The organism is Lacicoccus qingdaonensis (genome assembly GCF_900101075.1).
Lineage (GTDB): Bacteria > Bacillota > Bacilli > Staphylococcales > Salinicoccaceae > Lacicoccus > Lacicoccus qingdaonensis.
In genome coordinates this window covers 254,172-273,488 of sequence record NZ_FNFY01000001.1, presented here as the reverse complement: position 1 = coordinate 273,488, position 19,317 = coordinate 254,172, and the positions used below count along the sequence as shown (strand labels likewise).

The window sequence follows — 19,317 nt, the reverse complement described above, 5'->3', positions numbered from 1 at the left end:
TAATAAAAACCCGCGGCCGAAATCCGCGGGTTGTACTATTTAAATATTAATTTTTCACTTCCAAAGGTACGCAATCCCTTTCAGTCTTTCAATGCATTCTTTAAGTTGTTCATCTTCGATGGCCATGGATATACGTATATAGTTTGTGCCCCTTGAACCGAATGGAATTCCCGGAGTTGCGAGTATTGATTCTTCTTTCAGCAGATACTTCACAAAACTTTCCCCGTCAAACTCATCCGGCACTTTTATCCAGCCGAATATTCCGCCTTCAATCGGCTCGATTGGAATTTCCGCTTCAGACAGTTCTTTTATGACCATGTCTTTCCGCTTCTTAAAAATATCTTTTTGAGCAGTCAGAAAATCGTCTTCCTCATTAAGCGCTGTTGTCGCCGCTTCCTGCAGCACACCCCACATGCCTGTCTGGGTGTGGTCCTGATAAATATTAATTGCTTCAATCATCTCTTTATTGCCGACTGCAAAACCCGCCCTGAAACCGGACATATTATAGCTTTTTGAAAATGAATAAATTTCCACAGCTGTCGACAATTCCGGGTCGCTTTGAAGGATGCTCGGATGTTTTTTATCAAAACCGAAACCGGCATATGCAAAGTCATGAACAATCTTTATGTCTGTATCCTTAAACCGGCTAATCGTCTCATCAAAGAACTCCTTTGATGCGACTGAACCGAGCGGATTAGAAGGATAGTTCAAGTAGATCAGCCGCGCATTATCCAGTTCTTTCTGATCGAGCGCATCATAATCGGGCAAATATTCATTCTCCTTAAGCAGCGGCAGATCATACTCAACGCCTTTAGCGAGAATCACACCTGCCGAGTAGTCCGCATACCCCGGGTTCGGGAGAAAGACGCCTTCACCCGGCTCGATGAATATCATCGGAAACTGGACGAGGGCACTTTTGGTGCCGTAAAGAATGGCGATATTTTCATCTTTCAAAGTCACTCCGTAGTGGCGGCTGTAGAAGTCCATGATTGCTTTTTTAAATGATGGATATCCGCGGAATCCGGGATATTTATGCTGCTTCGGATCTTCTACAGAAGATTTCACGGCATCTGTGACACTTTTCGGAGCGGCACCGTCCGGTATGCCGACAGCGAGATTGATCAGCGGCTTATCACCAATCTCCAAATTTTCATTCAGAGTGCTGACGCTCGCAAAATAGCTTTCGGGTACAGACTTCAACAACTCGTTCATAACTACTCCTCCTCCGGCTTATCGAATCCCTGGAATTCCTCATCGATGACCTGGTCAAAGTATTCGGACTGTGCCGCTTCGATCAAGTCTTCGGCCATTTCAGAATCCTTATCTTCCGTATTGACGACTATTCTGTTTCTGAAATATTCATTCATGCTTTCAAGTACAAGCGCATCGTCGAGATTCATATCACTGGCAAGCGCAAAGTTGCCCGGTACAAGTGACAGCCCGATCTGATCGACGCTTCTCGGCAGCTGACCGGCATCCTGGAAGACAAACTCGAGATTTTTATTATTGCTAGTAATATCTTCTTCCTGTATCGCAAACATATTCGCATCTTCACTGATGGTAACCAGCCCGGCTTCTTCCAAAGTCAGAAAACCGCGTGAAGAGTTGACAGGATCGAGCGGCAGTGCGACTTCACTTCCGTTCGATATTTCCTCAAGTGATTCAAACTCACTCGAATAAAGACCCATCGGCGCTGTCGGCACCTGAATTAGTCCATGCAGATCTGTACCGTTCTCTTCATTGAAATTGTCCATGAATGTCAGATTCTGATACAGATTCGCATCAAGGTCTCCATTATCGAGTGCATTATTTGGCTGGACGTAATCCGTATACTCGACGATTTCAACAGAATACCCCATCTCTTCAAGAGGCGGCTTCAAAGCAAAGTTGACCATATCACTGAACGGGCCGGTAGATGCACCGATCGTAATCACTTCACCTTCATCTTCATATAACAGCACACTCGAAATGATAATGACACCTAAAGTGCCCAGTAAAAATATAATAATGCCACGCATCTATTTTCCCTCCTCACGACGGCTTAAAAAGTCACCGATTAATTGTACTAGCTGAACGATGATGATCAGCAGTATGACCGTCACGGCCATTGTCAAAGTATCATAACGGTAGTAGCCGTAACGGATCGCAAGGTCACCGATACCGCCACCGCCGACGACACCCGCCGTCGCACTGAATGCGATAATCGTAATGATCGTCAGTGTAATCGCCTGGATCAGCCCTTTTTTCGCTTCAGGAATCAGCACATCTGTCACGATCATGTATAACGGTGCGCCGCCTGCGATGCTCGCTTCAATGACACCGCTGTGAATGCTGTTGAAACTCGACTCGACCAGCCTTGCAAATAAAGGCACAGCCGCAATCGACAGTGCGACACTAGCAAAGACCGGCCCGTGGGACGCGTTGACAAGCCAGGTCGCAAACGGCATGATCGCCACAATCAAAATAATGAACGGGAATGAACGGATGACGTTCACAAGTGCGCCGAGCACCTGGTTCAACGGTTTCACTTTAAAGAGTAAATGATGCTGTGTAACAAATAATAAGACTCCGAGCGGCAGTCCGATCAGTACCGCAAAAAATATGGATATAGAAACCATCAAAGTCGTTTCGAGAAACGCCTGGTACAAGAGAGGTCCCAGATTCGTTAAACTATTCATATATCTCAGCCCTTTCTATACCTGGAGTTTCAGTGATATTACGGATCAGCCTGTCAATTTCTGAAGGATCCCCCGTTACCTGAAGCATCAGAATACCAAGCGGTATGCCGTTGATATACTCGATTCTTCCATTCAATATGCTGATCGACAGATCAAACTCCCTGTACAGTTTATTCAGATAACTCTCCTCTGCACTTTCTTGCAGAAATTTGATGGTGATGATTTTATTATCTTCTGCCTGAACAATGTGGGGAGGAATCTGAAAATCATAAATATCCTGCACAAAACCTTTCGTCACTTCGTGCGACGGCTCGCTGAATATTTTGTAGACATCATCCATCTCGATAATTTCACCATTCGACATGACACCGACACGTTCGGCAAGCTCTTTGATCACTTCCATCTCATGAGTGATGACAACAATCGTAATGCCGAGCTCTTTATTGATACGCTTCAGCAGATTCAATATCGTCTTTGTCGTTTCCGGATCCAGTGCACTCGTCGCCTCATCACTGAGGAGCACATCAGGATTATTGGCGAGCGCCCTTGCAATACCGACCCTCTGTTTCTGTCCGCCGCTCAAATTTTTCGGGAAGACCGTCTTTTTCTCGGACAGACCCACCAGTTCAAGCAGCTCATCGATACGTCCGTCAATTTCAGCTTTCGGATACTTCGCTGCTCTTAGGACGAATGCGATATTATCCGCGACCGTTTTAGATTCAATCAAGTTGAACTGCTGGAAAATCATGCCGATTTTCTGGCGCTTCACCCGCAGATCCTTCTGATTCAATGCAGTCACTTCATCATCACCGACGTGGATCGTCCCTGATGATGGCGCTTCGAGCAGGTTGATAAGACGAAGGAGTGTACTCTTCCCCGCCCCGCTGAAACCGATCAGCCCGAATATTTCACCTGCGTTTATCGTCAGGTTCGTCAGTCTCAAAGCATTGATTTCCTTACCTTTATGTAAGTAAGTTTTTGAAACATCTTTAAAGACTATGCTCATATGAATCCTCCCTTTACATCTTTCTGTAATAAAAAAGCCATCTGCACTGGGCAGATGACCAAACTGATTATCGTTCAAGCATCCGCTTGTTGGAATTAGCACAGTACTCAAAATGAGTCCGCTGCTGAGACATCACAGGGCCAAGTCCCTCCGTCTGCTCTGGATAATTGGATATTGAGTTGAGATTAATCATATAGTAAATCAGTATAATTTGCAAGGCAGGTTTACACTGCGTGACACCAAACCTGTAATACATTGGTGCTGGTGTCAATTTCAGCTCTGGAATGACACGTAGACTCTTTACAGACTCTTTTCATGTCAATTTTGCCTGCTCATTGGCATGAAACACCCTTTTTTAGACATTTCATGCCACTTTTCATATAAGCTTACTTCGACAAAGCAATCTTAATGTGTTCCAGATGATGCTCTTCATGCCACGCCAACTTGGCAACCTTGGTCGCTACTGTCACTTTACCGTTATCTTCATGGACGAAATAACGGTCCAACTGATCTTCAGTCAGACTTTTACCCAGTGCAACAATTTTTCATTGATCCCTTCCAGCATTTTAATGGAACTCTCCACCGGCAGTTCAGTATCCGGCTGCACCGCCCACTCATCCTGGACAAACCCGGGTACTGTCGGTGCATCGTCGGTCAATGCAAGCTTCAGGCGCTGAAACATGTTCATCTGGGAATCTGCAATATGGTGGACGAGCTGTCTGACATTCCATGCACCTTCACGGTATGTTTTGTTCAGCTCATCTTCACTTAAGCCGTCGACCGTTTCACGCAGCCTTTTTGTAAATGTCTCAGTCTGTGCATTCCATTCACGAATATTTTCAAGCGTCACATTTTCAGGTACATCCAGTTTTCCAATGGGAAATTTAACATCCATCTTAATACTCCCTTTCCGTAATAAAGTCAGTCCTCCATTACAATATACTATAAGCACCGTCAAAGCTGAAATATATAAAGTTACAACAGTAATTTAAACCTAAAAAAAGAGACCGGATATTTCCGGTCCCTTTCACAGATAAATAATATAATATATGATATCTAGAGGACAATCAGCGTCACTCTATCGGAAGGCGTCGATGAAATCAGATAATATATTACGAAATACTTCGTTGACGTCCTTGTTATGTTATCTTCATTATATTTTAATCTGATTCTCATTTCAAGGGTTTAAACCTATTTTCTTTATTTGTAATGAGATTGTAATATTGTTTACCAAATATAATTTTGGTTTATCCCTTGCCTGGCAAGGCTTCATTCTTAAACAGCCCATTTTCAAATCGTCTATTATTTTTGGAAAACTTTTTACGGTCTACGCCCATCATGGGCATAAATCTGACTTTTTTCATTGTTATTCATTACTTTCATACAACTGCACAGTTTAACTTAACATACTGTGCAGTTAGAAATCCAGCATATATCATTCACCAATTTGAGGTGTAAAAAAGATTATATTTATTGAAATCGACAAACTTAGCATGGTAGAAATCCGATGCAGCCTGATCAATATATGAGTGATAAATTCTTCCATAATCATAAGATCCAAAAAACGGACCTGGAAAAGTCGGCAGTAAAAGATTGGCTTTTTCTCTGTTATAACGAATATCATTCAGTATCTGGTATACATCCTCGATGATCTCCTCAGTCAGTTTGACTTTGCCGCAGTTCGGAATATCAAATTTTTCTACAAAATATCCCTGCAGGGCGTTGAACTTTCTATAGTAGCTATACTCGATGACCTCGGATGTTTCTTTATCTTCTAAATATAAGTACATATCTAATCCCATAATTTACCCCTTTAATTGATGTAATTCATTTCTTTTAAACTCAAATATTTTCCGGAACCGATGATGATATGATCTAAAAAGTCTATTCCAATCAATTCTCCACATTCCTTCAATCTTTTAGTCACCTCTATATCTTCCTGAGACGGTGTCGGATCCCCACTCGGATGATTATGGGCACAGATGATCGCAGCGGCACTTCTCTTTACCGCCTCTTTGTAAATTTCCCTGGGGTGTACAATAGAAGTGTTCAAAGAACCTTTGAACAATGTATTCTGATGGATCACCATATTTTTAGTTGACAGATATAATACGACAAAATGCTCCTGCTGGTAGTAACGAAGCTTCTCCATCAGCAATAGTGAAACGTCTTCAGGACTTTTTATATACACTTCTTCCTCTAAAGAATGTGTATGCATCCTAACAGCCAGTTCCACCATCGCAAGTATACTGACCGCCTTTACTTGTCCTATCCCTTTCAGACTCGTCAGTTCCTGATATGTGATGTCTCTTAAATCTCTTATAGTCTTAAAATCTTTTATAATTCTGTTGGCCAGCGTCAGACTTGATTCATCCCTACTGCCTGAGTTGATGATTATTGCAAGAAGTTCCTGATTGTTCAATTTGTCAGGCCCGTATGTCAGCAGCCTCTCTCTCGGTTTATCTGAAGCATGCATCTCTTTAATCATCAATGTCATAAAAATCCTCCAGTATATATTAGGTGAATATCATCATATAAATAAAATACAACGAGTACTCCATTTGTTATAAATGGCACCAAAGGCACTTTATCCACCCTGTTGTTTCTATATAAGTTTATAATTAGAACAAATAATCCCCCTATTAAATATGTGAACATCACAATATAAAGGAAAAAGTTCAAAGGTGTTATAAGTGTCAGTATTGTAAATAATTTTATATCTCCGTAACCGACCGACCCGTAAAATAAAAAGTAAAATAGATGAAGTATCAGTATTACTGCCAGATCACCGGCAATCTCAATGTATTGTAAATCAGTTAAATATAAACCCGTAAATAAGAATAGTAAGTTTATATGATCAGGAATTGTAAACGTCTCGAAATCAAATATGGAAAGCGGCACCAGAAAAAGGATTATCAAATAATAAAGTGTCAGATCTTTCAGACCCAGCTCAATGAATACCGGGCACATAAATAGTAAGATCATCAAAACTTCTACGGTAAAATTTGAAACAGGAATCTTCGTTTTACAGGTAAGACATCTGCCTTTTAGAAAAATGAAGCTTAATACGGGGAATAGTTCATACCACCTTAATGGCCTCATGCAACTATTACACCGACTTCTTCTGAATAGAAAAGATGAATCTTTTGCAGATGTAAGTGCGAAAATAAATGAAGCACAAACACCTCCGAATACAATTAATATAGTCATTTAACTCCCTCCTTAAATAACTAAAATCATCATAATCCCGGCTTAAATTGTTGTAAAATCACAGCAATTCGATTTCTGTAGTAATTTCCCTTCCAAAATGGAAAAACTGTATCAAAAATGGCCGGTTTTCTAATATCTGCACGCAGTTTTATAATTTCTGTATATTTTCAAATTCTTTACAATCAGAATACTTATTAATATTGGGAAAATTCTATATAATGGCAATTGAGAGGTGATGTTAATGGGCTTTTATAAAACGAATAAGAAGGAAGTTCTTACACTGCAGTTGATTTCACAGATCCTTGGAAAAATCAAATTGAACTATGCGCCACAGGAACCCCAATGGGCGCACGTTATTTTAAACATCACGACCAGAGGTTTTTCCACAGGTACTTTAAAATGCAACGGTCTTTACTTCGAAATTGAAGCTAATTTAGCTGATAATGTCATTACAATAAGAACAACTGATAGTGAAAACAATGTCCAGCTGACCGACGGTAAGTCAGTAAGGGATTATTACTATGAAATCATTACAGTGACACAGGATCTTGGTCTGGATATCGTCATCAATAAAAAACCTCAGGAGATGGATACTAAAGCACCTTTCAACAAAGATACTGAACACCATCATTACGACAGACAGGTTGCGTCAGAGATTTTAAAATGGTTCCAATTTGCGAATGATGCAGAACAAAAATTCATTGCGCCGTTGAGAAAGCGCAAAGTCTACCCGGGTCTTTTCTGGGGTACATTTGATGTTTCCTGCATATTGATCTATAAAGAACATGAACCATTCCATGACGATACAAAAGTGATTGAAAGAGCGGCGTTTGATGAGCATATGGTGGAATTCGGGTTCTGGCTGGGTGACGACAGCTTTGAACACCCGACATTTTTCGTACTGCCCTATCCATTCGTCAGCGGACAAAAGCTTGAAGTTACAGAGGAGTTTCCAGAAGGTAGCTACTTCAGTGAACAGATGGCAGAGTATCTGATTGAAATCGAAACCGATCTGTCAGAAGTTAAGCCGGAACCGATCATACAATTCTTCGATGCGTCGTTCGTTAAATCAGCAGAATATCTTAACTGGCAAGAAACGGACTACTGTTATAAGGAATTGAAGATGGACAAAAATTATAGAAATAAGAAACATTGATAAATTAAGAAAACCCGAGCTCATTTTGAGTTCGGGTTTCATTTATTCTCCTACTGCGGAAATGCATTTCCCAGCACACTGTTCACATCATTCACGACGACAAACGCATTTTCATCATATTTCTTGATGAGCCGCTTCAATCTGACCAGTTTGGATTTATTGGTGACGACCTATTATCACAATTACATATAAATCTTAAATAATTATTAAATTCAACCACTCGGAATTTTCTTCCGGACGTATTTTAACTCACGTCACAGTAACAATATTCGTGGCATTGATTTATTTTATAATGAAAATCTAAAGATATTCTGATTACCTGCCGTGGAAACACGCTTTTGCGAAAAAACTGTATTCCATACAAGCTGGATTTGACATTTCCCAGACAGAAGACTCTGTAAATCGGACTGGGGAGATCAATGTGGATATTACATGTGGAGGTCAGATTAGTTCATCCGTAGATATCATAATCGGTGATGAAGAGAATATAGTCGTCTTCTACCTGGGATATGCAGATGAACTCGCTTCAGGTTCTGCTCAACAACGAAAAGAATGGTAAGACATTGATTGCAGAAGACAAAAGGGGAAAACCCGGCTTTTTGGTTTGTCCTCCACTATTCAACCGGGTGTGTTATCATCTGCTTTCATTCTCCGCTTTTCAACAGTCTGAGTGAATTGAGTATCACAATCAGTGCTGCACCTGTATCACTCAGTACTGCCATCCAGAGTGTCAGCCATCCGGGCACTATTAAAAGCAGTGCGACAGCTTTGATGATCAATGAAAACCATATATTCTGTTTGATGATTGTCAGAGCTTTCCTGCTTATATGCATCGTGCCGGAGAGCTTATCGAGATTATCCGCCATCAATACGATATCAGACGTTTCCATTGCCGTATCGGTCCCGGCGCCGCCCATTGCAATGCCGAGATCCGACATTGCGAGTGCAGGTGCATCATTTATGCCATCACCGACCATCGCCACTTTATGTCCCTCACTTTGAAGTTTTCGGATCGCATTGACTTTATCTTCCGGCATCAATTCTGCGAAATAGCGGTTGACGCTAGTCTGATTTGAAATCATTTTCGCCGTGCCTTCATTATCACCGGTCAGCATGACAAGTGATTTAACTCCCGCTTTTTTCAATCCATCCAATGCTTTCATAGCAGAAGGTCTCACACTGTCGGATACAGTAAGAATGCCGCTGATTTCCTCACCGGTTCCGACGATTACCACAGTTTTACCTTCACTTTGAAAATCTTCAACTCTGGAATGCCATCCGGTGTCCCCGATATTCAGGTCATCAAACAATTTCATGTTGCCCGCATAATATACTTTTCCGTCGATTTCCGCCTTGACACCATGTCCCGTAATATTATGAAACGCTTTACCGGCTATGGTTGATATATCTTTATCTTTCGCATAATCAACGACTGTTCTGGCAATCGGGTGGTTTGAATATTCTTCCAACGTTCTCGCAATGGAGAGCAATTCATCTTCAGATACTGTCAGAGCATGTACATCATCGACTTTCGGTTTGCCTTCAGTCAAAGTGCCCGTCTTATCAAACGCAATGGCGTCTATGGTGCCGGCTTTCTCCAGGAATGAGCCGCCTTTAATTAGCACACCGTTTTTCGCCGCATTTCCGATTGCCGAAACTATCGCAACAGGTGTTGAAATGACCAGAGCACACGGGCATGCAACAACCAACAGTGCAAGTCCTCTGTAAATCCATTCACCCCACGCTCCAATTCCGAAAACCGGAGGCAGCACTATGACTGCCAATGCCAATATAAAGACAATGGGTGTATAGATTGCAGCGAATTTATCGATGAAGGCTTCTGTCGGCGCTTTTTGTTCCTGAGCTTCTTCAACCATGTGGATGATTCTTGAAATGGTCGTGTCTTCAACGAGTTTAGTGACTTCCATTTCAATTGAACCATTTTCATTTATCGTACCGGCATATACATCATCACCGGATGATTTATACACAGGAATGGATTCTCCTGTAATCGGCGCCTGATTTATACTTGTTTCTCCTGAAGTGATCATACCGTCCAGCGGCACACGTTCACCTGGTTTTATGACAACAGTATCTCCGGGTGATATTGCTTCAACCAGTCTCTTCACCAATTCAGGCCCCACCTTGATCCACGCCTCGGAAGGCGCGAGATCCATCAGGTTACGTATGGAATTTCTGGTCGTCTCCAAAGAACGGTCCTGCAGCACGTTACCCAGTGCAAACAGCCATACGACCAGGGCCCCTTCAAACCATTCACCGATCAGTACAGCACCGATGGCCGCTGCCGACATCAGCACATTCATATCCAGTGAACCGCTTTTTACAGCATAGTACGCACTTTTTACAGGTTTGTATCCGCTGATCACCATTGCGGATGCATATAATAATATTGAAACCAGCTCAGGCATATTCAAAGTTGAACTGATGAACCCCGCTGCAATCAGAACACCGGTCAGTCCGATCATTCCAAATCCGTTTTTGCTGGATCTTGAAGCCGGGTTGTCATTATTTTCTGACAGAAGCGTCGCCCGGTATCCCACTTTCGAAACTTCAGAGACTATGTCATCGATACTGTTTGAGTGATCGATCTTCATTTTACCTGTGGCGAAACTGACCGAAACATTGTTTACATCAGACATTTTATTCAAATGGTTTTCAATACTCTTCGCACAGCCGCCGCAGTCCATACCGGCGATATCATACGACAGGAAAGTTCCGGAATCTGATATGGATTCAGCGTGAAAACCCAGTTTTTCGACTTCACTTTCCACATTTCTGAATTGAAGGTCACTGCTGCCTGCAACCTGAAGCTTTGCAGTATTGTAATTCACTTTTGCATCATTGATGTAATGCAGCTTCTGCAGGCTTTTTTCTATCGTTGCTGCACATGATGGACAATCCATGCCCTGTATCCGGTATTCCATACTTTCCTCTCCGGACGACTGTTTGACTTCAGGATGTTCTTCATGACTGCAGCAGTCATCCTGAATATTCCGGTTGGATGAACAGCAACTGCTATCGTGTCCCGTATCATTTTCAAGTGTCCCTGTTGTACTGCAGCATTTATCCGACATGATCAGCCTCCTTTTCATCAATATGATTTTGGCAGCCATGCACATTCTCATGTATATCTTCGAGTACTGTATCAAAATTTGTCAACAGGTCGCGTACCAGTTTATTCCTGACCCTGTAGTACATATATTTCCCTTCCTGTCTGCCGACGATCAGACCACAGCCCCTCAGACATGCAAGATGTTGGGAAATACTTGACTGGCTGATGCCAAGTTCGTCGATTATTTGCGACACGGTTTTTTCCTCTTCCTTGATACTTTCCAGAATCAAAACTCTGGATTTGTTGGAAAAACCGTGCAGAAACTTCATTTTCGTGTCTATATCTGTTATGTACATAAAGAAATCACTCCTCATATTAGATACAGCTAATGTGTACTTATGAAGTCATATTAGCACAATCTAATATGACAGACAACAGTCGATGTGAAAATTTGTCATTCATCAATTCATAGCAGTTTACGACAATGATAAGTTTAAGACAAAATTAAAAGGCATGTCTCCTGTAATTTACAGAAGACACACCTTCAAAATAATATAATCAAAGTTAGGCATTTGGGTTTTCACTATAACATCCAGATTTTTATTATCTACTGCGGGAATGCATTTCCAAGCACACTGTTCACATCATTCACGACGACAAATGCATTTTCATCATATTTTTTGATCAGCCGCTTCAATCTGACCAGTCTGGATTTGTTTATTACAACATAGAGAATATCAAACTGCTCTCTTGAGTAGAACCCCTGGCCATTCACCATCGTGACTCCACGGCCGATTTCACTGTTGATCAGCGTGCCGAGTGCTTCCGGTTTGGAGGAAACAATTGTAATAGCCTTCTTCGGATTCAGACCTTCTATGACAAAATCCATCACTTTGACAGCTGTGAACATTGCCACCATCGTGAACAGGACCTGCTGGACGGACAATACAGTGAGACTGAGCAGGATCACGAACAGGTCGACCAGTAAAATCGCGTTCGCAATTTTCATATCCAGATACTTATTGGCAATTCTGCCGATGATTGCAGAACCAGCGGTCGTTGCGCCGATTCTGATGACCAGTCCGTTACCGAGACCGATGAACAGTCCGCCGAATAGTACATTAAGAATGATTTCATCATTGGCTATCGACCATGATTCCGTAAGGCCTAGGAAAAACGACATCAGTATGACCGCAAAAATCGTATAGTACATCGCCCTTTTCGACAGGAACCTGAATCCTATGATCAGCAGAATCCCATTTAAGATCAATGTGGAAATCGCTAGAGGTATGTCAAATGCGTATAAGAAAATGATGGACAGACCTGTGACGCCGCCCTCACCCAGATTGCCGGCAATCATGAACACGTTGATACCTACCGCGAAAATGAATGAGCCGGCTATGACTGATAATATATTCAGAAGTGTCTCGGCAGTGATTCTCGGAGTCATGGACAGCTTTATCTTTTCAAAATTTATATTTTTAATACTTCTTTTCTTCTTCATTATTATCCTCCTTTTCAAACGGGGGTAATATACCGCCGATTAATGATATAGGAGAATGGGTATGAATTACAACTCTTTCTTTAATGTTCCTAATATTGAGTATTTTTAATACATTATTTCATCTGATCTTCTTGTCCAGCTTTTCCTCCATCAAAGACCACGCCTCATCATAATTTTCATCAAGTTGTACCGGTTCGAACCCAAAGTTCAAGTACATGTTGACCGCCTGCCAGCTCGTCGTCTGCGAAGTCAGGTAAAATTCATCATGCTTGCCTACCAGTATTTCCATCGCCTGACTCAGCATGGGTTTGGACAGACCTCTCCCCTGGTATTTAGGAACAACGCCGACCCAATGGATTCTTCCGCGTATCTTTCCGTCCCCTTTTAAATCTCCATACCATGCAGTGGTCGTCCCAATCGCTTCACCCTCCTCTGTTTCTATAAATAAACATCTCTCCTCCATTTCATGAATATGACTGCCGAATTCACGGTTGAACCTTTGAAGCGCATCTTTTTCGGTCTTAAATTCATCCACTCTCATTTCAATATTTGCCCACAATTGCTGATCACCGTCTTTAAACATTCTGAATCTGTATCCTTTTGGCAATTCATACATGGGTATATCCTTCGAACTTTCTCTTATCATCTGAAGTTTTATTCTTTTCATATGGCTTCCCCTACTTTAGCAAATTAATATTTTATTACTTTCATTATAGTAAATTTATTGCTTCAGTACTTTCTTTTATATTTAAACGGTTCCTTCTTTCGGTTCCTTCTTTACTAGATAAAATAATATTTCATGATAATCAAAGCTGTTCAAGTTCGTCCTCTAGTGCCCCTTCGACAAAATCTGTATAATGATAATCAACTATGAAAAGAAGAGGGGTTTATTCATGAATTCAGAGCCGCACGGACAAAGTGCGCAATTAGATGACAGGATTTGGACCAGAGATTTTGTCTTTATTTGTCTGGCTAACTTCTTTGTATTTCTCGGCTTTCAGATGACACTGCCGACACTTCCTTTATTTCTGAAAGAACTGGGCGGGAATGACCAGCTCGTTGGTCTGATCGTCGGTATATTTACATTTTCAGCACTCCTGCTCAGACCTTATGCAGGTCATGCATTGGAGTCAAAGGGCCGGGGATTTGTTTATAAGATCGGGCTCGTTGTATTTGTTCTGTCAATCGCAAGCTACAGCTTCATTTCAAGTATACTGTTTTTATTCCTTTTAAGAATCGTCCAGGGGATGGGATGGGGATTTTCAACAACTGCAGGGGGCACGATCGCAACGGATATCGTGCCGCCGAAACGCCGCGGAGAAGGGCTCGGCTATTTCGGCCTGTCGGGTAACGTGGCGCTCGCACTCGGTCCGACACTGGGCCTGACGCTGGTCGGTGTCATTTCATTTCCACAATTATTTTTAATTTGTGCAGCACTCGGATTGATCGCATTATTGTTCGCTTCACAAATCCGGTATAAAAAAGCGGAAGAAGCAGAAAAAAGAGCTTCAAAACTAAAGTTTGATATTTTTGAAAAAACAGCGGTAAAACCGTCCCTCCTGCTGTTCTTCATTACAGCGACTTTCGGCGGAATCGCCACATTCCTTCCGATTTATGCCATTGAAAAGAACATTGCCGGGATAGAGTTATACTTTCTGCTGTACGCAGCGTTTTTGATGATATCACGTACATTCGCCGGCAGAATTTATGACAGGAAAGGACATCTTTATGTATTTCTGCCGGGTGCGCTGTCAATATTCATTGCGATGCTGATGCTCGCCTGGCTGCCGAACACTGCGGTCCTGCTCATTGCAGCCTCACTTTACGGACTCGGATTCGGAAGTGTCCAGCCCGCTCTGCAGGCATGGTCGGTTGAAAATGCACCCGCCAACAGACGCGGTATGGCAAACGCAACATTTTTCTCGTTTTTCGATCTCGGTATCGGTCTCGGTGCCATACTGTTCGGGCAGATGGCTTTTATATTCGGATATGCCTCAATATATGCCGCTTCTGCCGGCTCTGTCGCGATGTCCATAATCATATATATTCTTCTGTATATACGTGCAAAGAGAATGCAGACATAATACTATGGATAAAATGAACTGCAGATTTTATACAGGCAGCGCTGATATAGAAGCGCTGCTTTTTTAATTAATTTCCTTTGACAATTCATCTTGAGGCTCTTATAATGATCAATTCATACTAATTAACTAAGGAATAGGAGAGTTCATTTGGTCAGTAATATAAATACCGTGAGTAAAACGATGGATCCGGTACATCGTCATGCGGACGCATTGAAAGATCCGCAAAAGCTGCTTATTGGCGGCGGAATTCTGGTCAGTCTGGTCTTATTTATATATTTGGTAGTCACGCAATCAATTATGCAGCCGGTGCTTATGGTTATCGGATTACTGCTCGGTTATACATTATTCCATGCACGGTTCGGTTTCACTTCCGCCTTCAGGCGTCTGATGTCTGTCGGTAACGGCGAAGCGATACGTGCACATATGGTGATGCTGGGAGCAGCAACCATATTATTCGCACCGATTCTCGCACTCGGCATCTCATTTTTCGGAGCTGAAGTTGCGGGATATGTATCACCCGTCGGTGTCAGCCTGCTCGTCGGCGCATTCCTTTTCGGCATCGGCATGCAGCTCGGCAGCGGCTGTGCCTCGGGTACGTTGTACGCCATCGGCGGCGGCCGTTCTGTCATGTTCATCACTTTGATTTTCTTCATCATCGGAACGACGGTCGGTGCAGCCCACCTGCCGTTCTGGACGGAAGAACTGCCGTCAATGGGTGAATTTTCACTCGCCACTTCGACGGGGCTCGGTTACGGCGGTGCTCTTGTAGTATCACTCCTTATATTCGGCCTGATTGCATTCATCAGTAAAATAGTAGAGAAAAAAAGAAATTCCCCTAAAATCGCGCCGTTGCCAAGCGCTAGCGGCTGGAAGAGGATATTCAGAGGTTCCTGGCCGCTGATGGCCGCTGCGGTTGCTCTTGCAGTGTTGAATGCTTTGACACTCATGACACGCGGTGAACCATGGGGCATCACTTCCGCATTTGCACTTTGGGGATCCAAAGTTGCAGAGGTGATTGGCTTCGACGTGGCCAACTGGGGCTACTGGCAGGGAGAAGCAGCTACAGCACTGAATTCATCCATATTTGCCGATTCCACTACAGTTCTTAACTTCGGTGTCATTCTCGGTGCATTTTTGGCATCCGCTGCAGGTGGATTGTTCAAATTCACAAAGATCACCAAAGGCAACTTCATGGCGTCGGTCATCGGCGGTCTGTTGATGGGCTACGGTGCACGTCTTGCATTCGGCTGTAACATCGGTGCATATTTCGGCGGCATCGCTTCATTCAGCCTGCACGGCTACATTTGGGGCATCGTAGCGATCGGCGGCACATTCCTTGCACTTTACCTGAGACCTTTATTCGGATTATCCGTACCAAAATCGAATGACTCTGTGTGTTAATAAAAACGGATTGGCTATCAAATTTGATAGCCAATCCGTTTTATTATGCTGAATCATTCTCTGATCTTTTTAGTTCTAAGGTATAGATAAATCCCGATATTGAGCAGGATAAACAATATGCCCACAACAAATACTGTAGTGGTTATACCGCTGGAATAGCCTAGAAATGGTGTCACTATTAATATGATGACAGTCGCTATTACCAACAGTGAGCCAAAGTCAAATTATACCACTGCATGAAAATACCACCTTTAAAAGATTGTTTTTATCCACTGGTTCCATTCAATTGATGCAGGTACTTCATCATAACAGATGCCTGGACGAGTTCCTGTAAAAGGTTGAAAACTCTTCGAAAACCAATGTACATTCGTATTACATGTATTCCTCTTTCGGCATATTTTAAACACAGCTGGCATATAAAAATTCCTTAAAAAACATTCGACTATATTTCCTTCCGATATACATTTTCATTTTTCAGCTAATATTACAAGCCTCCGCCACTACTTCCACAAGATGTTTAACCAAGACTTCATCACTCATGCCTTCTCTTTCCAAACCAAGCTGCATCTGTATATGACAACCCGGGTTGGATGTAATGATTAAGGTTGGTCTGGCAGTTTTGACATTCCTCATTTTCAAATCGAGTATCTGCATGGATTCATCAAAATGGACAATATTATAAACACCTGCAGAACCGCAGCATAATGACTTATCCTGCATATCAATATATTTTAAACCGGGTACATTATTGATCATATTCATCGGGTCTTTAAAAACCTGCTGTACATGTTCCAGGTGACATGAAGGCTGATACACGGCGTTCATATTTACAGGCTCAGTCATTTCCAAATGGAGCATGCTCATTATTTCAGAAATATCGCGGACTTTCTCAGTAAACTTTACGGCACGGCCATGCCATACCGAACCTTCTTCAAAAAGTTTGGGATATTCTCTCAGTGTCGCGCCACACCCGCCGATGGTGTTGACGATATAATCAAAATCATACTTCTCGTAGGCTTCGATATTTTTCATAGCCTGTACGACTGTCATATCATGCTCTCCGGCATGGTGTTGAAGTGCACCGCAGCATGTCTGTTTTTTGATATTGGTGACCTGTACATCATGCTTTTCCATTATTTTAACGGCCAGATCATTGATACGTTTGAAAAACGCATCCATGATGCAGCCCTGAAAGAAACCGACCTGAATGTCTTTCTTTCTGAACGGATTGATGTTGTTGGTGATCCTTTCACTCAAAATCACATCCGGCATCGCTTTATTCAGATCATTGTACTTCGGCAACGGTTTTAGCAGTCCTGATTTTGAAACAGTTTTACTCAGACCGCTTTTCTGATAGAAATACAATCCTTTGTTCATCATTCTGATCACTCTTTTGTTCTTTAAAGCAAGTTTAAAAGCGCCGGTTCTGATGCCTTTCTCCTTTAATGTCATATCCTTGTTTTCTTTGATGACTTCCACTGCAGACATGAGTATGTCACCGTATCTTACATTCGTCGGACATATCGTTTCACACGCACGGCAGCCGAGACATAAGTCGATGCCCTCTTCCATATCGGCTATTTCCAACTTTTCTTCAGCCACCAGTTTAACAAGATTGATTCGTCCCCTCGGTGAATGTTTTTCATTTTTGAATGCGATGTACGTCGGACACACCGGCAGACAATAACCGCATTGTACACAGTCGAAAGTTGCCTGATAATCCAGTTTATCTATCAATTGACTACTCATTACGCAACACTAACCTTTCCTCGCCGGCTATCGGGAATATTTTACCGGGATTAAGCAGGTTGTTCGGGTCTAGTGCTGTTTTGATCGCTTTCTGGAATTGAACACCGCTCTCACCCAGTTCTTTAGTCATAAACGCGCGTTTCATCGTACCGATACCATGTTCACCGGATAATGTACCGCCAAGTTGAACAGCGTAGCTGAAGATTTCTTCGACAGCATCCTCCACACGTTCAACTTCATTCTGGTCCCTCATATTTGTATTCAGTGTCGGATGTAGATTTCCATCACCAGCGTGACCAAACACGACAATATTAAGATCATGTTTCTGTTTGATCTCATCTATTTTTTTGAACATATCCGGTATTTTACTTAATGGAAGCGTGACATCTTCAGATATTTTCGTATAACCGCTTTCAACGATTGCAGGAGACACCAGCTTCCTGACTTGCCAAAGTTTATCTTCATCTTCCTTATTCTCTGCGATATCCACTTTATCTACACCGATCTGCAATAATGCCTCTTTTATCGTCTGAAGTTCTTTATCCAGGATAGTCGGATCGCCATCCACCTCCACCAGTAAAATTGCGGAAGCTTCTCTGGGCAGATCAAGTTTGGCGTAATCTTCCACCCTGTTCAGCGCATTATTATCCAGAATCTCCATTTTCGACGGCCTGACTCCCGATGTCAGTATCGTCGATATCGATTTGCCTGCGGTATATAAATCATCGAACAATATCATTGCCGTTTTTGTGGCCAATGGTTTCGGAATCAATCTTAATGTGGCTTCTGTAATGACTCCCAATGTGCCCTCCGATCCGACAATCAGCTTTGTCAGATCATATCCGGTAACATTTTTAACAGTATTTCCACCTGTTTGGATTACCTCACCCTGGGCGGTCACCACTTCCAGCCCGAGTACATAATCTTTTGTCACACCGTACTTGACCCCTCTCGGCCCGCCTGCATTTTCTGCAAGATTTCCGCCGATGGTACAGATTGAAGACGATGAGGGGTCGGGTGCATACATCAAATTATGTTCATCGGCAAGTTTATGAATATCACCTGTTATTACGCCCGGGCTTGCCTTGATTAACAAATCCTCAGGAAAAATTTCAAGATAATGATCCCATTGGGAAAAATCCATGATGATCCCTTTTTCAACAGGCAGCGGGCCGCCGGACAAGCTCGTGCTTGCCCCGCGCGGTGTAATCGGCATATTGAATTCATTGGCAATTCGAACAACGCTCTGAACTTCTTCTGTGGACTGCACCTGAACGACAAAATCCGGGATATGCTGTCCGAAAGATCCATCATAGCCATAAGAAATACAATCTTCAGTTTTATGGAACACCCTGTCTTCCAATACATTTTGCAGCTTATTCCTAATATCTTCTTTCATGAAATCACCTTATTCTTTTATCTCCTAGTTTTTTACGCATGTTGGTTAAATGTGTTT

18 protein-coding genes, 2 pseudogenes and 1 riboswitch are annotated in these 19,317 nt (G+C 42.4%); of the genes and pseudogenes, 5 read left to right on the top strand and 15 right to left on the bottom strand.

The window, feature by feature from the left end; all coding sequences use genetic code 11:
- Nucleotides 1-54 precede the first annotated feature (54 nt).
- From BLR15_RS01310 to BLR15_RS01275, 8 genes and pseudogenes are all read right to left on the bottom strand, one after another.
- A complete protein-coding gene (locus tag BLR15_RS01310) occupies nt 55-1,212 on the bottom strand; it encodes an aminotransferase class I/II-fold pyridoxal phosphate-dependent enzyme (RefSeq protein WP_092983877.1) in 1,158 nt (385 codons plus the stop codon).
- 2 nt (nt 1,213-1,214) lie between these two features.
- Nucleotides 1,215-2,018, bottom strand: a complete 804-nt coding sequence (locus tag BLR15_RS01305; RefSeq protein ID WP_092983875.1) for a MetQ/NlpA family ABC transporter substrate-binding protein — start codon at nt 2,016-2,018, stop codon at nt 1,215-1,217.
- Nucleotides 2,019-2,678: a methionine ABC transporter permease gene (locus tag BLR15_RS01300; protein WP_092983873.1), complete on the bottom strand. Its 660-nt coding sequence runs from the start codon at nt 2,676-2,678 to the stop codon at nt 2,019-2,021.
- Entirely contained in the window at nt 2,671-3,684 is a 1,014-nt protein-coding gene (locus BLR15_RS01295; RefSeq protein ID WP_092983871.1) for a methionine ABC transporter ATP-binding protein, read from the bottom strand. The genes BLR15_RS01300 and BLR15_RS01295 overlap by 8 nt, the downstream gene beginning before the upstream one ends.
- Before the next feature lie 64 nt (nt 3,685-3,748).
- Nucleotides 3,749-3,854, bottom strand: a riboswitch (SAM riboswitch).
- A gap of 216 nt (nt 3,855-4,070) precedes the next feature.
- Nucleotides 4,071-4,579 (bottom strand): annotated as a pseudogene (locus BLR15_RS01290) (YfiT family bacillithiol transferase).
- Between the two features lie 544 nt (nt 4,580-5,123).
- Nucleotides 5,124-5,474, bottom strand: coding sequence for a hypothetical protein (locus BLR15_RS01285; protein ID WP_245696454.1), 351 nt, complete (start codon nt 5,472-5,474; stop codon nt 5,124-5,126).
- 23 nt (nt 5,475-5,497) lie between these two features.
- Nucleotides 5,498-6,181, bottom strand: a complete 684-nt coding sequence (radC, locus tag BLR15_RS01280) for a RadC family protein (RefSeq protein WP_092983867.1) — start codon at nt 6,179-6,181, stop codon at nt 5,498-5,500.
- Complete coding sequence (locus tag BLR15_RS01275; protein WP_092983865.1) at nt 6,178-6,894, bottom strand: prepilin peptidase; 717 nt, start codon at nt 6,892-6,894, stop codon at nt 6,178-6,180. The genes radC and BLR15_RS01275 overlap by 4 nt, the downstream gene beginning before the upstream one ends.
- Nucleotides 6,895-7,135: 241 nt before the next feature.
- On the opposite strand from BLR15_RS01275, the gene BLR15_RS01270 reads away from it, so the two are divergent.
- The gene (locus BLR15_RS01270; RefSeq protein ID WP_092983863.1) at nt 7,136-8,050 is read left to right on the top strand and encodes a DUF5996 family protein; all 915 of its coding nucleotides are present in this window, start codon (nt 7,136-7,138) and stop codon (nt 8,048-8,050) included.
- A 50-nt stretch (nt 8,051-8,100) separates the two neighbouring features.
- Here the strand turns inward: BLR15_RS01270 and BLR15_RS01265 are convergent.
- Nucleotides 8,101-8,208, bottom strand: a pseudogene (locus BLR15_RS01265) (DUF2179 domain-containing protein); the annotation flags it as partial.
- Between the two features lie 263 nt (nt 8,209-8,471).
- Between BLR15_RS01265 and BLR15_RS13935 the strand changes: the two are divergent.
- Nucleotides 8,472-8,609 carry a hypothetical protein gene (locus BLR15_RS13935; protein ID WP_176754011.1) on the top strand — a complete coding sequence of 46 codons (138 nt, stop codon included), beginning with the start codon at nt 8,472-8,474 and terminating at the stop codon, nt 8,607-8,609.
- Nucleotides 8,610-8,694: 85 nt separating this feature from the next.
- Here the strand turns inward: BLR15_RS13935 and BLR15_RS01260 are convergent, their stop codons facing one another.
- Complete coding sequence (locus BLR15_RS01260) at nt 8,695-11,145, bottom strand: heavy metal translocating P-type ATPase (protein ID WP_092983859.1); 2,451 nt, start codon at nt 11,143-11,145, stop codon at nt 8,695-8,697.
- Nucleotides 11,135-11,479, bottom strand: a complete 345-nt coding sequence (locus BLR15_RS01255) for an ArsR/SmtB family transcription factor (protein ID WP_092983857.1) — start codon at nt 11,477-11,479, stop codon at nt 11,135-11,137. The genes BLR15_RS01260 and BLR15_RS01255 overlap by 11 nt, the downstream gene beginning before the upstream one ends.
- A gap of 100 nt (nt 11,480-11,579) precedes the next feature.
- Between BLR15_RS01255 and BLR15_RS14460 the strand changes: the two genes are divergently transcribed.
- Nucleotides 11,580-11,681, top strand: coding sequence for an IS3 family transposase (locus tag BLR15_RS14460; RefSeq protein WP_407927507.1), 102 nt, complete (start codon nt 11,580-11,582; stop codon nt 11,679-11,681).
- A 49-nt stretch (nt 11,682-11,730) separates the two neighbouring features.
- Here the strand turns inward: BLR15_RS14460 and BLR15_RS01250 are convergent, their stop codons facing one another.
- The gene (locus BLR15_RS01250; RefSeq protein WP_092983855.1) at nt 11,731-12,627 is read right to left on the bottom strand and encodes a YitT family protein; all 897 of its coding nucleotides are present in this window, start codon (nt 12,625-12,627) and stop codon (nt 11,731-11,733) included.
- A 118-nt stretch (nt 12,628-12,745) separates the two neighbouring features.
- Nucleotides 12,746-13,294: a GNAT family N-acetyltransferase gene (locus BLR15_RS01245; RefSeq protein ID WP_092983853.1), complete on the bottom strand. Its 549-nt coding sequence runs from the start codon at nt 13,292-13,294 to the stop codon at nt 12,746-12,748.
- Nucleotides 13,295-13,520: 226 nt separating this feature from the next.
- Between BLR15_RS01245 and BLR15_RS01240 the strand changes: the two genes are divergently transcribed.
- The gene (locus tag BLR15_RS01240; protein ID WP_092983850.1) at nt 13,521-14,711 is read left to right on the top strand and encodes an MFS transporter; all 1,191 of its coding nucleotides are present in this window, start codon (nt 13,521-13,523) and stop codon (nt 14,709-14,711) included.
- A gap of 180 nt (nt 14,712-14,891) precedes the next feature.
- Nucleotides 14,892-16,112, top strand: a complete 1,221-nt coding sequence (locus BLR15_RS01235) for a YeeE/YedE family protein (RefSeq protein WP_092983974.1) — start codon at nt 14,892-14,894, stop codon at nt 16,110-16,112.
- A gap of 474 nt (nt 16,113-16,586) precedes the next feature.
- On the opposite strand, the gene BLR15_RS01230 is transcribed toward BLR15_RS01235, so the two are convergent.
- Together BLR15_RS01230 and BLR15_RS01225 are read right to left on the bottom strand one after the other, a co-directional pair.
- Nucleotides 16,587-17,861 carry a (Fe-S)-binding protein gene (locus BLR15_RS01230; protein WP_092983848.1) on the bottom strand — a complete coding sequence of 425 codons (1,275 nt, stop codon included), beginning with the start codon at nt 17,859-17,861 and terminating at the stop codon, nt 16,587-16,589.
- Nucleotides 17,854-19,260: an FAD-binding oxidoreductase gene (locus BLR15_RS01225; RefSeq protein ID WP_092983846.1), complete on the bottom strand. Its 1,407-nt coding sequence runs from the start codon at nt 19,258-19,260 to the stop codon at nt 17,854-17,856. The genes BLR15_RS01230 and BLR15_RS01225 overlap by 8 nt, the downstream gene beginning before the upstream one ends.
- Between the last annotated feature and the right edge of the window lie 57 nt (nt 19,261-19,317).